This window comes from Microcoleus sp. A003_D6, assembly GCF_036702825.1.
GTDB lineage: Bacteria > Cyanobacteriota > Cyanobacteriia > Cyanobacteriales > Microcoleaceae > Microcoleus.
Genome location: NZ_JAUBWA010000032.1, coordinates 43,362 through 58,077 on the forward strand (window position 1 = coordinate 43,362; position 14,716 = coordinate 58,077).

At 46.6% G+C, this 14,716-nt stretch carries 13 protein-coding genes; 4 read left to right on the forward strand and 9 right to left on the reverse strand.

Annotated elements, in window-relative coordinates:
- Nucleotides 1-808: 808 nt before the first annotated feature.
- From QUB70_RS11610 to QUB70_RS11630, 5 genes are all read right to left on the reverse strand, one after another.
- Nucleotides 809-1,966, reverse strand: a complete 1,158-nt coding sequence (locus tag QUB70_RS11610) for a 30S ribosomal protein S1 (protein ID WP_332980415.1) — start codon at nt 1,964-1,966, stop codon at nt 809-811.
- A 471-nt stretch (nt 1,967-2,437) separates the two neighbouring features.
- Entirely contained in the window at nt 2,438-2,995 is a 558-nt protein-coding gene (gene nrdR / locus QUB70_RS11615; RefSeq protein WP_332980433.1) for a transcriptional regulator NrdR, read from the reverse strand.
- Between the two features lie 360 nt (nt 2,996-3,355).
- Nucleotides 3,356-3,451, reverse strand: a complete 96-nt coding sequence (locus tag QUB70_RS11620) for a photosystem II reaction center protein T (protein WP_083622085.1) — start codon at nt 3,449-3,451, stop codon at nt 3,356-3,358.
- Between the two features lie 143 nt (nt 3,452-3,594).
- Complete coding sequence (gene psbB, locus QUB70_RS11625; RefSeq protein WP_332980417.1) at nt 3,595-5,124, reverse strand: photosystem II chlorophyll-binding protein CP47; 1,530 nt, start codon at nt 5,122-5,124, stop codon at nt 3,595-3,597.
- 198 nt (nt 5,125-5,322) lie between these two features.
- Complete coding sequence (locus tag QUB70_RS11630; protein ID WP_332980418.1) at nt 5,323-5,652, reverse strand: hypothetical protein; 330 nt, start codon at nt 5,650-5,652, stop codon at nt 5,323-5,325.
- 953 nt (nt 5,653-6,605) lie between these two features.
- Between QUB70_RS11630 and QUB70_RS11635 the strand changes: the two genes are divergently transcribed.
- Complete coding sequence (locus QUB70_RS11635; RefSeq protein ID WP_332980419.1) at nt 6,606-6,791, forward strand: hypothetical protein; 186 nt, start codon at nt 6,606-6,608, stop codon at nt 6,789-6,791.
- 266 nt (nt 6,792-7,057) lie between these two features.
- On the opposite strand, the gene vapC is transcribed toward QUB70_RS11635, so the two are convergent.
- Both vapC and QUB70_RS11645 read right to left on the reverse strand, forming a co-directional pair.
- Nucleotides 7,058-7,477: a type II toxin-antitoxin system tRNA(fMet)-specific endonuclease VapC gene (gene vapC / locus QUB70_RS11640; protein WP_332980420.1), complete on the reverse strand. Its 420-nt coding sequence runs from the start codon at nt 7,475-7,477 to the stop codon at nt 7,058-7,060.
- Nucleotides 7,470-7,787, reverse strand: coding sequence for a hypothetical protein (locus tag QUB70_RS11645; protein WP_332980421.1), 318 nt, complete (start codon nt 7,785-7,787; stop codon nt 7,470-7,472). Before QUB70_RS11645 ends, vapC begins: the two co-directional genes overlap by 8 nt.
- Before the next feature lie 308 nt (nt 7,788-8,095).
- Here QUB70_RS11645 and mnmG point away from each other — a divergent pair, with 308 nt between their 5' ends.
- Together mnmG and QUB70_RS11655 are read left to right on the forward strand one after the other, a co-directional pair.
- Nucleotides 8,096-10,012 carry a tRNA uridine-5-carboxymethylaminomethyl(34) synthesis enzyme MnmG gene (mnmG, locus tag QUB70_RS11650; protein WP_332980422.1) on the forward strand — a complete coding sequence of 639 codons (1,917 nt, stop codon included), beginning with the start codon at nt 8,096-8,098 and terminating at the stop codon, nt 10,010-10,012.
- Between the two features lie 100 nt (nt 10,013-10,112).
- Entirely contained in the window at nt 10,113-10,847 is a 735-nt protein-coding gene (locus tag QUB70_RS11655) for an SGNH/GDSL hydrolase family protein (RefSeq protein WP_332980423.1), read from the forward strand.
- Between the two features lie 91 nt (nt 10,848-10,938).
- Here QUB70_RS11655 and QUB70_RS11660 read toward each other — a convergent pair whose 3' ends face one another.
- Nucleotides 10,939-11,076, reverse strand: coding sequence for a hypothetical protein (locus QUB70_RS11660; protein ID WP_332980424.1), 138 nt, complete (start codon nt 11,074-11,076; stop codon nt 10,939-10,941).
- A gap of 37 nt (nt 11,077-11,113) precedes the next feature.
- Here QUB70_RS11660 and QUB70_RS11665 point away from each other — a divergent pair, with 37 nt between their 5' ends.
- Entirely contained in the window at nt 11,114-12,436 is a 1,323-nt protein-coding gene (locus tag QUB70_RS11665) for a hypothetical protein (protein WP_332980426.1), read from the forward strand.
- 142 nt (nt 12,437-12,578) lie between these two features.
- Here QUB70_RS11665 and QUB70_RS11670 read toward each other — a convergent pair whose 3' ends face one another.
- On the reverse strand, nt 12,579-14,573 hold the full coding sequence (locus QUB70_RS11670) for a sensor histidine kinase (protein ID WP_332980428.1): 1,995 nt from the start codon (nt 14,571-14,573) through the stop codon (nt 12,579-12,581).
- Nucleotides 14,574-14,716 lie beyond the last annotated feature (143 nt).

Below are 14,716 nucleotides of genomic sequence, written 5' to 3' on the forward strand. Positions count from 1 at the left end.
TGGGGTGGGCGTCTCGCCCGCCCCGAATATGCAATTTAAATGCGCGACAGCTTATCGGCTATCCAGGCCTGATTCATCAACATACACAATCCGATCCGGAGGAATGCTTGAGAACTCAATTAAAAAAGCCTGCCACTTGATTTCATCCCGCTCGCAATAGCGGTAGGTTGTTTTTTTCGAGTAAATCCTATTTTTTTCAAGGCTCGTGAGATCGTGCGTGAAGCGAAGCTATCCCGAGCGTGAATCGCTAATCTCGCCCTCCCAAAGTTTAGCCATCTCCACCTGGGTTTTATCCCCATTAGTTTTGGCAAACTCACGAAATTTTTCAAGCGTCAGTAATTTTATGACCATTACCCGGAGGCTCGTTTGGCAATGCTAGAAAGTCACCTGTTTGGGTTTGTCGCTTCAACCACAAGCCGATCGTGTTGCGACGCTCTGTTGAACACTATACTTGCTGAGCGTAATCTTTAAGCCATCTAGCTTGATAGCTTGAATAACCGCATGACGTAGGTCGTAGCTGTAGGGTTTGGCCATGAGTCGTGCGTTAGCGAAGCTTGCAGAAGAGGATCGCAAGGCGAGCCAAAGGTACTAAGCTGTTCTGCATTTAAATTGTATGTGAAAAAACAATCAAACTCTTGTGGGGTGGGCGTCTCGCCCGCCCTGAATATACAATTTAAATGCGCGACAGCTTATTTCCAGTTTACGCCATACCGACGAAAGCGGTTGCTATAATTGATGATTGTAATTGGGACGTTTAAGGCAAAAAAAAGAGGGGAAATCCCCTCTTTAAATCACAGTGACTGCGATGTTATTCCACCATCGCAGGAGAAATTTCTTCCTCTACATCTAATACTGCTTCGGGTGCTGCTGCTTCGGGTGCTGCTGCTTCGGGTGCTGCTGCTTCGGGTGCTGCTGCTTCGGGTGCTGCTGCTTCAGGTGCTGCTGCTTCAGGTGCTGCTTCCGGCACATCCTCTTCCATTGCTGAGGGCACATCTTCGAGTATTTCGTCGGAGATGTCATCATCATCAGTTGAGTCGGCAGGAACGTCTATGCCTGCTTTAGCTTGCTTTTGAGCGAGCATTTTCTCGCGGAACTTAGCTGCCATTTCCTCAGCTTTTTCGTACACCAATTCGCGATTTTTGACCATCGCGCCCGGTTCCGGTTCCAACTGCTTGGTGGAGAGAGAAATCCGGCCCCTCTCAGCATCCAAGTCAATAATCATCACTTTCACTTCGTCGTTGACATTAAAGACGCTATGAGGCGTATCGATGTGATCGTGCGAAATTTCCGAGATGTGCAGCAAGCCGCTGACGCCGCCGATGTCGATAAAGGCACCGTAAGGCTTGATACCGCGTACTGTACCGATGACCACTTCCCCGACTTCGAGGCGGTTCATCTTGCGCTCAACTAAGGCGCGACGGTGACTCAACACTAGGCGGTTGCGGTCTTCGTCTACCTCTAAGAATTTTAATGGTAATTCTTCGGCGACTAATTCTTCCTTCGGTTTGCGGGTACTGATGTGAGAACCGGGAATAAAGCCTCGCAACCCTTCTATTCTCACGAGTGCGCCGCCGCGGTTGGTGGCAAATACTTGCGATCGTACTGTGGCATCTTCTGCTTGCAGTTGTCGCACTCTTTCCCAGGCCCGCATATACTCGATGCGCCGGATGGACAGGGTTAATTGTCCGTCTTCATTTTCATCGGTTAGAATGAAAAATTCTCTGGTTTCGTTTGATTGCAATACCTCTTCAGGGCTTTCCACTCGATTGATCGACATTTCCTGAATGGGAATGTACGCTGCTGTTTTAGCACCGATATCAATCAGAGCGCCCCTCGGTTCTATACTAAAAACTGTACCGGCTACTACATCGCCCGGGCTAAAGTGATAGTCATATTTATCAAGTAAGGCCGCAAAATCCTCGTGAGTAAAGCCGATGTCTTTGACTGTGGTTTTGAGATTGACCATGCGAATAGTTTCCTAGGATTTCTCTCCTTCATGTTTTTCGTTTGTGCCGGCAGATATTAGAGATTTTGGTGAAAAAGCGGTTAACTTCTTGCAAAATCTTTTACGAAAGTCAGTTTTTGCTAACTTTTGCTGGGTGCAAGTACACTCCAGCGCTTGCCATTACTGTTACCCTAAACTCTGCGTTAAAACGTTTAATCTTAACATTCCGAGTCAAGTAGACTATTTTGACATACTCACCGCCCGATCGAACGTGCGGTGATTCTTGACGTTTCACAGGGTGATGCTACCGGAGTAGTTTTACTCTCCCTCCACGTCCATTTATAGTCGTGGCCATGCCCTATCCCGACTTCTTAAACAGTATAGCAGCAGAAAGCCGTCCTAAAAGGACGGGGTTTTAGCCCTCCGCTTCGCTCCGCCCAATTTTTCCGATATACTTACCCGCATACTGCTTTTAAATTAATTTAAGCGAGTTTAGCTGCCAGTAGCGCAGGATGCGGGGCTTTCTCGATCGACCGCACCGGCAGCCGACAAATCTGCATCAAAATCTGGCTGAGTTCCTGGATCTTCAGCTTCGTTGAGGGGATTCTGAAGGTGATTTAGGGTATCTACAAAATCTCGGATGCCTCGAAATTGCCGGTATACGGAGGCGAAACGGACATAAGCGACTTCGCTGAGCGGTCGCAGGTGCAACAGCACCAGTTCCCCTATTTCCGAGCTGGCGAGTTCTCGGAGCGATCGACCTTGGAGTTGCGCCTCGATTTCTTCTGCCAGAGTTTCGAGATGCCCGGAAGACAAACCGGTTTTTTCGCAGGCCCGAATCAATCCCCTGACTAATTTTGACCTGTCAAAAGATTCGCGCTTGCCGTCCCGCTTGATCACCGTAATCGGCACAAATTCTATGCGTTCGTAAGTTGTGAAGCGGTGCTGGCAGCTCAAACACTCGCGCCGCCGACGGATGCTTTGACCTGATTCGGCTGAACGCGATTCGAGAACGCGGCTATTTGTGTGTTGGCAGGAGGAACAGCGCATGATTGCTGATTGTAACAGGCATTGCCAGCAAATTACCATTCATCTAACCGCGCGGGGTGTGATGAATGGCTGGACTAAAAAAATGACTTAGGATACAGTGCTCAGTATTGGTGTCAACTTGAGCTAAAACCTAGTTCTAGACTGCTGTTTGATGAGTAGGCCCGATCTCCCTGGCGCCCCCCTTAAGAAGGGGGGAACCGGAATATCTCAAAGTCCCCCAACTATCAGGGACGGGACAGGAGTATTATCAAAGTCCCCCTTCTTAAGGGGGATTTAGGGGGATCGAGACTCTGCTATAAACAAGAGATACAAAGGTTTTTAGACCATTGTTGACACCCTTGGCTGGAGGCGTATAGCTAATTATTTGCCAATCCGGGGAGGTTCCCGAAAGGCGATCGCAAAAAATAGTACGCCTAAGGCTAAAGCCAGAATCAAAATGTAAGCAACACTTTCCATGTTAAATTTTCCCTATCTTCCCTTGCCGTATTATTTTATCTTAATTGCTGGTTTTATTATTAACTAAAAAAACCCGGTTTCTTGAAGAAACCGGGTTTTTTTGCACTGGGGAAGTTTCCCGGCTACCCAGAGGCTGCCGAAATCTAGAGAGATTCTTCTTTTCTTGTGGTCAAGTCGCCCACTTTTTGGAACAGGCCCCACTCGACTTGTTCTTCCATGTCGGACTCAACTCCCGCAAACACGTCGCGGAAAATAGTCCGAGAACCGTGCCAGAGATGGCCGAAGAAGAACAGCAAAGCAAAGCAAACGTGTCCGAAAGTGAACCAACCGCGAGTCGAAGTGCGGAAAACCCCGTCAGAGTTCAAGGTTTCGCGATCGAAATCAAATACTTCACCTTTTTGAGCAGCGCGAGCAAACTTCTTAACATCTAGAGGATTATTAAAGGTTTGACCGTTAAGTTCGCCACCGTAGAAGCTGACGGTAACTCCGCTTTGTTCAAAGCTGTATTTTGATTCAGCGCGGCGGAAGGGGATGTCAGCGCGAACAACCCCATCTTTGTCAGTCAAAATCACTGGGAAAGTTTCAAAGAAGTTGGGGAGACGGCGAACCGACAATACCCGACCTTCGCTATCAGTAAACACTGGATGGCCCAGCCAGCTTTTTGCAATACCGTCGCCGTTGACCATCGCGCCGGCGCGGAACAAACCGCCTTTAGCTGGAGAGTTGCCCACGTAGTCGTAGAAAGCCAATTTTTCGGGAATTTGCTCGTAAGCCGATTGGATGCTAGCGCCGGAGGCCAAACTAGCTTGAGCTCGGCGATCGATTTCTTGTTGGAAATAGTTTCCGTCCCACTGATAGCGAGTCGGGCCAAAAAGTTCGATCGGAGTAGCAGCAGAACCGTACCACATCGTACCCGCAACCACAAAAGCTGCAAAGAACACGGCAGCGATACTGCTAGAAAGTACAGTTTCGATATTCCCCATCCGCAGGGCTTTGTAAAGACGTTCCGGCGGCCGCACTGTCAAGTGGAACAAACCGGCAATTACGCCGACTACGCCCGCTGCAATGTGGTGAGCCACGATGCCGCCCGGATTATACGGGTCAAAGCCTTCAGGGCCCCAAGAAGGTGCCACTGGTTGGACGTGACCGGTCAGGCCGTAGGGGTCGGACACCCACATTCCCGGGCCGAAAAGTCCCGAAAGGTGAAATGCACCGAAGCCGAAGCAGAGCAAGCCGGAGAGGAACAGGTGAATGCCAAACATTTTTGGCAAGTCGAGGGCGGGTTCGCCGGTGCGAGGGTCTCTGAAAAGTTCTAAGTCCCAAAATACCCAGTGCCAAACTGCTGCTAAGAACAGCAGGCCCGAGAGGACGATGTGAGCGACGGCGACGCCTTCAAAAGACCAGAAGCCCGGATCGACATTACCTTCGCCCGTGATGCTCCAACCGCCCCAAGAACCCGTGACTCCCAAGCGAGTCATGAAGGGCAACACGAACATCCCTTGACGCCACATCGGGTTCAGAACTGGGTCTGTGGGATCAAAAACTGCTAGTTCGTAAAGGGCCATCGAGCCGGCCCAACCTGCCACGAGGGCAGTGTGCATTAAGTGTACAGAAATCAATCGGCCTGGGTCATTTAAGACGACTGTGTGTACGCGATACCAGGGTAGTCCCATTGACTGCGGTTCTCCAAGGTGTAAGTGATGATGTCTATTTTTACGGAAAATTCAGATTCTGAATCCCCAGCAGTTACCTGCTGGGTTTAAACTCTGCCTTTTGCCGACTGCCATCTACCTTCAAAGGTGGAAGCATAAAAATGAAAGTTATTTAAAGAAGTGTATCGAGTGTTAGAACCGATTGCAATATGTTGGGCATTACATTAGTTGCGGGTTTCCCATTTCGCAGCGGGCGGCGATCGTCCCGAGGCGTTCGAGGACTTGCTCGGCATCGATCAGTCTGGTAAGCGTGACGTTGCCGATATTTTTTGCGGGATCGGCGGGATCGAGGGTGGCTCCGGGTTGGACTTCTACCATGAGTACGGCGTCTTCTACGCGGTAGAGCCACATTTTTTCTTTGCGATCCCAAAGGCAGAGGTTGAGCTGTTGGATGTCTGGCTGGCGTCTCCAGCCGGCTGCTGTCCACTCGCCGCCAACCCCCCAGACGCGCCCAATTTTCCAGCCGTCGGATAAGAAGAAATATTTCATTTGTTGTGTACGCTTGTTGAGATTTTTTTGTCTAACATAGCGTAAAACTGCAATTGTACGGAATTATTTAACTGCGAAGAGGCTTATGACGCGAAGGAAGAGTAGAGAAGAGGTAGGTAATCTGCTAGCTGTTGGGGATAAATTTACCGGCGTTGTGAGAGGGGTTTCTGTCTGGTCGATCGGCAAAAGATCCAATCTTTGATTGTTCAAGTCGAGTGCAATTCCTAGAATTTCGAGAAGGAATACTCCTCACAACGGCTCGGTTCGGCCTGGAAGTTCTAATCATTCAAATGTGCCTTCGGCGCATAACAAGGTTGTGGTAATTTTGCCATTTTGGTCGCTGGCAGTCGATCGCATAATGTTAATCTGGGTTAATATACCTCAATTATGACAGTTCGATATTTGACAAAACTTATTATTATACTATATAATGATATTAAATGACAGGTACCCCGAACTGCACGGGGAGGTATGGTACGGTTGAGATACCGTGCGCCTGTCAGAGACAAGGTGCCCCGAACTGCACGGGGAGTTATGGTACGGTTGAGATGCCGTGCGCCTGTCTAAAATCTTATTCAATAAAGGAACCCAGGACTCTGGCAGTCGTGGGTTTCTGATTAAATATCTTTCTTCGCTTAGGGAAGGAGTTCGCGATCGATCGAGCCTTCAAAGTTGTTTTCAGCGTGCATATAAATATTGTTATTCGATCGATTATTGCCTATAATATGCTATGTAAGGCATAATTGACCCAAATGACATGAAACATTGAGTTTCACTCTGATTTTTACTCTGAGTTTACCGAATTACCCACTGATGTGAGATTAGAGCTTTTAGCAAAACTCACACTGGTAGTAGTAGTAGTAGTAGTGAGAAGCGATTTTACAAGCAACTAATTAAGATAGCAGATAGTAGATTTGCCGACCATTTGAATAAGTTAATGGAGCAAGAAACAGATGACAATTAGCCTGAAGACTATTATGGAGAATTTGCCTCCCGAACAAGCAATCGTCGAAAAGCGACCGGCAGAATTAATTGCGGAACAAATGACATTACAAGACTTACTAAAAGCGAGGAAATTTACTCATATTCGCATGGCAGAATTATTAAAGTTGTTTGCGGCGTGCAAAATTTTGGATTAACTGAGAGTATTTAGGCAAGTAGCTTGGGTTAGGTTGGCATCTACGGTGGCGAGGGTTAGTCCGTAATGAACGACGGTGGCGGCAATGAATCGATGATATCTCCGATAATTTTGCCACTATCTTTGGCAGATACGAATGCCGATCGTTTACTTTTTTTTAAGGGGAGATAATGGCAACAGGTCGATCGTTTTGGATGAACGGTCTGAATCTTATCAAAAATATTGATAAGATTGCATTATACTTTTCATAACCCTGATAATTACTCATCATCCCGCCTCCCAATCTTCAATTTGTAGCCCTTGTACTCTGCTAAACTCCCTAACATTATGAGTGACTAAGATTAAATTATTTGCCAAAGCAATAGCAGCAATTTGCAGATCGTTTGAGCCGATCGGAGTTCCCAAACTTGCCAAATCTCTCCTAATCTTACCATATACTTCCGCACAAGCATCGTCAAACGGCAGAGAAACAAACTGACTTAAAAAAGATTTTTGTACATTTAAACTCTTTTGGGGGTTATTGCTACCCATCGCTCCGTAAAATAACTCGGCTTTTACCACAGAACAAACCCCTATTTTATCGGCTAGCAAAGTATTAAAATGAAGGTCGATACTAGGCGACCTACCCTTTAAATACATGATACAAACATTAGTATCTAGCAAATAAACCAAAGAGCTATTAATCATCAAAAAACCCCATCATATCGTCATCCATTTCATCAGAAATTCCCCAGCCATCATCATCAAAATCAATATCCGCACAACTCCCAGACAGATTTATCAATCCTGAAGAATGCAGCATATTATTTTGCCTGAAAAATTCCTTCAAGCCTGCCTCATCGCCAATATCGAGCATCTCCTTTAACTCATCCAAATCGATTAACCCATCGCGAAAAGCACTTAAGACTAAATCTCTCAGAATTTTTCGTGACAAATTCCCCCATTTATCCTCGATCTTATCTACTAACGTATCGGGTAAATTAACTGTGATTTGCATATATTAAAAACCCCCTCGCTCTCCATTTCTATTTTAGTTGCTCAAACCACATCTCCCAACATCGCCATAATATCCGACTCCAAATATTTAATATCCCGCTTGCTTGGTGCATGGTGTATGGGTGCGTGCATAAATATTGCCTGCATAAATATTGTTACTCAAACGACTATTGTCTATAATAGACTATATAAGGCATAATTTACTCAAATAACACAGACAAAAACGCGATATCCGATAAATAACCCTCCGGCTTAATCCCTCAAGTCAATTATTCAATCTAAAATCTAAAATCTAAAATCTAAAATCCCATGACCGCACAAACCCCAGTACAATTCCAAGACAGTTTTGACATCATCGTAGTTGGTGGCGGACACTCCGGCTGCGAAGCCGCCCTCGCCACTTCACGCCTCGGCTGTCGCACTCTTCTCCTCACCCTCAACCTCGACAAAATTGCGTGGCAACCTTGCAATCCGGCTGTCGGCGGCCCGGCTAAAACCCAACTTACTAACGAAGTTGATGCGTTAGGCGGGGAAATTGGCAAAATGGCCGATCGCACTTATCTACAAAAGCGCGTCCTCAACGCTTCCCGAGGCCCCGCAGTTTGGGCGCTCAGAGCACAAACAGACAAGCGGGAATACGCCGCTGTGATGAATAATATTGTTGAAAACCAAGAGAATTTGACCATCCGCGAAGCGATGGTTACAGACTTAGTTTTGGGAAAAAATGAAGAAGTTATCGGAGTCGAAACATACTTCGGCGTCGCTTTTGAATGCAAAGCAGTAATCCTGACTACCGGAACTTTTTTAGGCGGCACAATTTGGGTAGGAAACAAGTCGATGCCGGCCGGACGTGCAGGAGAATTTGCCGCCGTTGGTTTGACGGAAACTCTCAATCGTTTGGGATTTGAAACTGGCAGGTTAAAGACTGGAACTCCGGCAAGAGTTGACAAACGGACTCTCGATTATACCAACCTGGAACCGCAGCCGGGAGATGCAGAGGTTCGCTGGTTTAGTTTCGATCCAGAAGTTTGGATCGAACGGGAACAAATGCCTTGTTATTTGACTCGAACTACGCCAGCAACTCATCAATTAATTAGAGATAATTTGCACCTTTCTCCAGTTTACGGCGGCTGGGTTGATGCGAAGGGGCCGCGCTATTGTCCGAGTATTGAAGATAAAATTGTGCGGTTTGCGGATAAGGAAAGTCACCAGATTTTTATTGAACCGGAAGGGAGAGATATTCCTGAACTTTATATCCAAGGTTTTTCGACTGGTTTACCGGAAAGTTTGCAATTGCAAATGCTGCGGACTCTTCCGGGTTTGGAAAAGTGCGAGATGATGCGCCCTGCTTATGCTGTGGAGTACGATTATTTGCCTGCTACTCAGTGTTTTCCGACGCTGATGACGAAGAAGATTGAAGGTCTATTTTGCGCTGGCCAGGTGAACGGTACGACTGGATATGAGGAGGCTGCTGCACAGGGGATCGTGGCGGGGATTAATGCGGCTCGGTTTGCGAGAAATCAGGAGATGATTGTGTTTCCTCGCGAGCAAAGTTATATCGGCACTTTGATCGATGATTTGTGTACGAAGGATTTGCGGGAACCTTACCGGATGTTGACTTCGCGATCGGAATACCGGTTGTTGTTGCGATCGGACAATGCGGATCAACGCTTGACGACCCTGGGACGGGAAATTGGTTTGATTGACGATCGGCGCTGGGAGTTGTTCGATCGCAAACAAGCTAATATTGTGGCGGAAAAAGCCCGTTTGTACTCAACGCGGGTGAAAGAGCACGAGGAGGTTGGCAAGGCAATTTTTGCTGACACCCAACAAGCAATTAAAGGTTCAATTACTCTCGCTGATTTGCTGCGCCGTCCAGGTTTTCATTATGTGGATTTGGAACGCTACAATTTAGGCAATTCTAGTCTGAAGTTGGCTGAGAAAGATGGTGCAGAAATTGACATCAAATATTCTGGCTATCTGCAAAGACAGCAAAATCAAATCGATGACATTGCCAAACACGAACGGCGGCAATTGCCTGCGGATTTGGATTACATGGCAATTGCAACTCTCTCGAAGGAGTCGCGGGAAAAGTTGACAAAGGTGAGGCCATTGACTATTGGCCAAGCGTCGAGAATTGGTGGGGTGAATCCGGCTGATGTTAATGCTTTGTTGATTTTTCTGGAAGTGCGAAACCGCCAGCAGCCGGCTGGTGTGGGAAGGTAATATGCGTAGGCTGAGCGTAGTCGAAGCCCGGATATGTGGTTTCGACGGCGCTCAACCACCGGAAAGAGTCGTAGGCTGAGCGTAAATACAATTCAGGCTCATGAACACACCCACAAAAATAGCAATAGTAGGGCTTTCTTTAGCTTTGCTGGTATCAGCAGGATTGAATGTTTTTCTCTACCAGCAATGCCAAAAGTATTACCTGCAATTAAATGCTAGGGGACTCGATCCACTGGGCCTCAGCTCCTATCCCAATTCAGCAGAAAAGATACAACAACCTGTCATTGTCTTTTACGGCGATTCACGCGCTGAGGCTTGGTCGGCACCTGACCAAATCAAAAACGCAACTATCATTAATCGCGGCATAGGTGGTCAGACTACGGCGCAGGTGCTTGGACGTTTTCCGCAGCACGTAGCCTCCCTGAAGCCTAAGATTATTGTGATTCAGGTTGGTGTCAATGACCTCAAGGCAATCCCCCTGTTTCCAGAACAAAAAGAGACGATTATCCGAAATTGCCAGACAAATATTGGGCAAATCGTGAAAATGTCTCGTGATACGGGAGCCAAGGTTGTGGTAACAACTATCTTTCCGTTAGGAAGGTTGCCAATAGAAAGAAGATTGTTTTGGTCGGATGATGTGGCGATCGCCATTAATGACGTAAACGATTATATCAAAACGCTGGCGGGCGATCGGGTAACTGTGTTTGATAGCAGTCAGGTATTGGCGAATTCCCAGGGGATTGTTGACCCGAAATACAGTCGAGATTTGCTGCATATCAACCCAGAAGGCTATGTGGCGCTCAACAAGGCAATTGCTGGTATTTTAGTGCCGTAGGATAAGGCTTAGCGTGGCTAATTCCGTTTATTTGACTTATAGTTTTGTATGGCATAGACTCGGAGAATTTAATTTATGCTGATTCAAAAGATTATTGTGCTTCAAGCCGTTTGATGACAGGTAAGATTCTGTTATTATACAAAAGCTGGTTGCGATCGCGACACGAGACATCGATAAGGGCGATCGGATCGAGGTTATCTGCGATCGCCAACCGCGCCAATTTAAACAAGATTAGACCTCTTGCAAAAATAACTAGGACGGGCAAGATGCCCATCCCACAAAAAACATTTTCCTTGTGGAACGGGCCGGAGAGCCCGTTCCAAAATTTGATTAAAAGGACTTTTGCAAGAGGTCTATTAGAGGACACTATGATATTCCCTGGTTGGACTGTTGCTAGAGCTATCCCAGATGAGACTCTAATAGGCTTGGCTGCTGGAAAATACCAGCTTTATGGGGGTGTGGTTCGTTGGGCCGCAGGAACTCCCAATGCAGGGCAAATTATTCGGCATCTGATTCCTGTTGGGTTGAATCCACTCAGCGCCATTCCGGGACTAGATTTTATTCCGGGAATTGTTGCCAACATTCAACTGAATCAACTGAAGGATATGACAAAGTTCAACACCTATCAGTTAATGCAACTCTCAGGTCAAATTAACACACTTTCCGAATCAACTCAACAGATTCTTCAAATTGCCACAGGGACGGCAGTTTTATCGGGTTTAGGGCTAGTTGTCAGTTCTATCGGTTTTGTGGCAATCAATAATAAGTTAAATACAATTGATGGCAGGTTAAAGGAGATTCAAAAAGATGTACAGGCGATTAAATATTTTCTTGAAAGTAGTGAGCGAGCCAAACTTTTTGCTGCACTGAACGCATTACTGAGGATTGATGCAAGAACAGCTTCTGAGCATCGTCATACTATTATACATAATTCGCGGAATACACTTGCTGAAATTAATATGCGCTACAGAGAACTTTTCTCCGAAGCAAGTACGATTGAAACTGCGATGGCAAACGAGGAGTATTTTTCACTAACTGCCCTTGCTCAAGCGCGATGCACGGCTGAACTGGGAATGCTGGACATTGCACACAAAGAAATAGAGGAAATGAATACATTCTGGCAAACTCAAGCGCACCGTATTTCAAAAGAAATTTTGGTAGGGAAGTATCCAGAACGCTTTTTGGCAACAGATTTTGTGGATGATGTATCAGTTGCAGAATTAACTCAGTGGTTAGATTTTGTTTACGATGAAAAGAAAGGTTTAGGCTGGATTGATGAGTTGAGACGCAAAATCAATGAGACGTGGTACTCAAAAGGTTGGTTCTCAGGAGGTGGGTCAGGTCTTAATCAAAACGTGGGTATTGGTCTAGAAAAAGAACAGAAAATGCTGATTCCTGCTCTGAGAAAGCTGATTGCCAGAGGTGCGGTCTTTGAGGGTTATGTTGCACAGTACGAGCTTTTGGAAGAACAGCAAATGAAGCCGTCTGAGTTTGAACATAAGTTGGCTAGCTTACCAGAATCCTCATCAGTTGATGGATATCTGATTCTAGAGCCAACAAACACAGTTCAATTAAAGGAATCAGTTTGATCGGCATCCAACTTTCCCCCGATCGCGAAACCTCATCTTTCTATGCGATCGCCCCCACTGACAAGAGTAAAGCATTTGGACGCAAAACAACAGCTTTGCAACAAACCGAATTGTCGCCCAAATACTGCGCCCAAACATCACATCACCCATTTCCTGCCGGTATCCGCACAGTAAAAATAGACCCTTTCCCCTCCTCGCTTTCCACCAAAATTTCGCCGCCCATCATCTGACAGTAGTGGCGGCTAAGTGTCAGCCCCAATCCGGTGCCGCCGTACTCTCGCGTTGCTGAAGAGTCAGCTTGCACAAAAGCTTCAAACAATTTGTGCTGTTGTTCTTGGGACATTCCAATTCCGGTATCCTTAACAGATAAACAAATCCAATCCGACTCTTCAACATTCAGCAGGGGACAAGCGATCGCCCCAGAATGAGTTTCACCCGCAGCAATTGAATTGTCAACAGCCGATTCTGCTGGATTCAATTTGCCACTTCCTGCAATCCGCGTGACACTGACTTTCACCCTGCCGTTTTTAGTAAACTTAGCAGCATTACTCAGCAGGTGCATCAAAACCTGCCGCACTTTTTTGAAATCTGCGTGAATGATACCCGCAGTTCGATCGCACTCAATCTCCAAAACACTACCATTTTTTTCTACCAACGGTTTCGCGGTACTCGCCACATTGTCAACCAGCGATTCAATGTCAAACTCCTGGATTTCGAGTTTCATCCCCCCCGCTTCAATTTTTGACAAATCGAGGATATCGTTAATTAAAGATAGCAGGTGCGTGCCCGCTTTCTCAATCTTGTCCAAGTCGGGTACAAATTCCTTGCACCCCGCATCCCGCGCATCTTCTAAAAGTAGTTGACTGTAGCCGATAATCGCATTTAAAGGCGTCCGCAATTCGTGGCTCATATTTGCTAAGAACTGGCTTTTAGCAGTGTTAGCGGCGACGGCGACTTCCTTAGCTTGTTTCAATTCTTTTGTATGTTCCGAAACCCGCTCGATTAGGTGATTGAGAGAGACAGCCAGAGAGCCTATTTCGCCTTGGGCGGTGACGGGTACTCGCAAGTCAAAATTAGACTCGGCGGCTACTTGTTCGGCCACCTGAGTCACGCTGACAACCGGTTTGGCGATCGCCCGACTGGTGCGGTAAGCCACAATTCCCGCCACCGCTACCGACAGCACCATACTAATCATAATTATTGTCTTTTCGATGCCTTGGGCCTCCTCCATCACTTCACCGCCTTGCCCTTCTTGCTGCTGGGCAATGTCGAGGATTTTGCTCACTTCCTGAAGGTGGCTGTTGAGTTGTTTTGCACCTTCTCCGCTTGCTATCGCCAACAATTTTCGGGCCGACTCTATCTCTTGCGGTGATAGTTGCGATTGCTGGATTTGCTGCAAAGTTGACTTGAGAGTATCGGCGTAGGATTCCAAAGTTTCCGTGCAATCTTGCAGTAAACTTTTGAGAACTTCCGGCTTTGCTGCCAGCCAAGCGGGTTGGCTGTCTGCAAACTTTTCTATGCGCCACCGCAGATTTTTCGCCTTAACAATATTCTTGACAAACTGCTCTTCTTGCAGTTCCAGCTTGGCGGAATCATCTACAAAAGAATCTAGCTGCGCTCCCTGCAATTGTGCCGCCAGCGCCGCATCTTTAAAATTGCCGAGCAATTGCGCTTGTATGTGAGCGTCATTGAGCTGTTTTAATCCTTGTCCTTGGTGGTAGTCGGCAATCACCAGTCCGCTCAGGGAGCCCAGAAAGCCGATTCCTATTGCCAGCAAATACCCGCCACCAATTTTTTGATGGATGGGCCAACCGCCAATTTTAGATGGCAACATTTTGCTGAGTTTCAAGGATGATTTTTCTACAAAATCATGGATTGATGATTTTTGGCGAGCGGTTTCTACAGAATCCGCTTTTTCGGAAATAAAGAGCCGCATCAGTTTACCTACATTGCTTTTTTTTTGGTTAAGTTTTCGCGTTTCTACAGTTTTTTCCTGCTGGTTAAATGCTTCTAACTCTGGATTAAACTCGCCCTTGCCTTCCCAAACCGCAACCGATAAACTTGCTTCCTTACCTGTTTTTTTGAGCAAGTTAATTTTTGACATATGCAACCGCTGTATTCTGTTATAATCTACCACGCTCTTAAGTTCTCCAAACGGAAAAGCTTGTCTATTCTCTAGTACACATCTGCGAAAAAGCATCTTTCACCAGAAAAACGAGCGAGAAGCCCCTGGCTTTAGACATGGGGAGGAAAGCGGTAGCGACTTCAGTCGCCTGGAAA

Excerpts from the sequence above, each read along its gene's own strand:
- QUB70_RS11645 (WP_332980421.1), bottom strand. The coding sequence starts at position 7,787 with ATGCAAATCACAGTTAATTTACCCGATACGTTAGTAGATAAGATCGAG.
- nrdR (WP_332980433.1), bottom strand. The coding sequence starts at position 2,995 with ATGCGCTGTTCCTCCTGCCAACACACAAATAGCCGCGTTCTCGAATCG.
- vapC (WP_332980420.1), bottom strand. The coding sequence starts at position 7,477 with ATGATTAATAGCTCTTTGGTTTATTTGCTAGATACTAATGTTTGTATC.
- QUB70_RS11620 (WP_083622085.1), bottom strand. The coding sequence starts at position 3,451 with ATGGAAAGTGTTGCTTACATTTTGATTCTGGCTTTAGCCTTAGGCGTA.
- QUB70_RS11610 (WP_332980415.1), bottom strand. The coding sequence starts at position 1,966 with ATGGTCAATCTCAAAACCACAGTCAAAGACATCGGCTTTACTCACGAG.
- QUB70_RS11635 (WP_332980419.1), top strand. The coding sequence starts at position 6,606 with ATGACAATTAGCCTGAAGACTATTATGGAGAATTTGCCTCCCGAACAA.
- QUB70_RS11655 (WP_332980423.1), top strand. The coding sequence starts at position 10,113 with ATGAACACACCCACAAAAATAGCAATAGTAGGGCTTTCTTTAGCTTTG.
- QUB70_RS11630 (WP_332980418.1), bottom strand. The coding sequence starts at position 5,652 with ATGAAATATTTCTTCTTATCCGACGGCTGGAAAATTGGGCGCGTCTGG.
- mnmG (WP_332980422.1), top strand. The coding sequence starts at position 8,096 with ATGACCGCACAAACCCCAGTACAATTCCAAGACAGTTTTGACATCATC.
- psbB (WP_332980417.1), bottom strand. The coding sequence starts at position 5,124 with ATGGGACTACCCTGGTATCGCGTACACACAGTCGTCTTAAATGACCCA.
- QUB70_RS11665 (WP_332980426.1), top strand. The coding sequence starts at position 11,114 with ATGCCCATCCCACAAAAAACATTTTCCTTGTGGAACGGGCCGGAGAGC.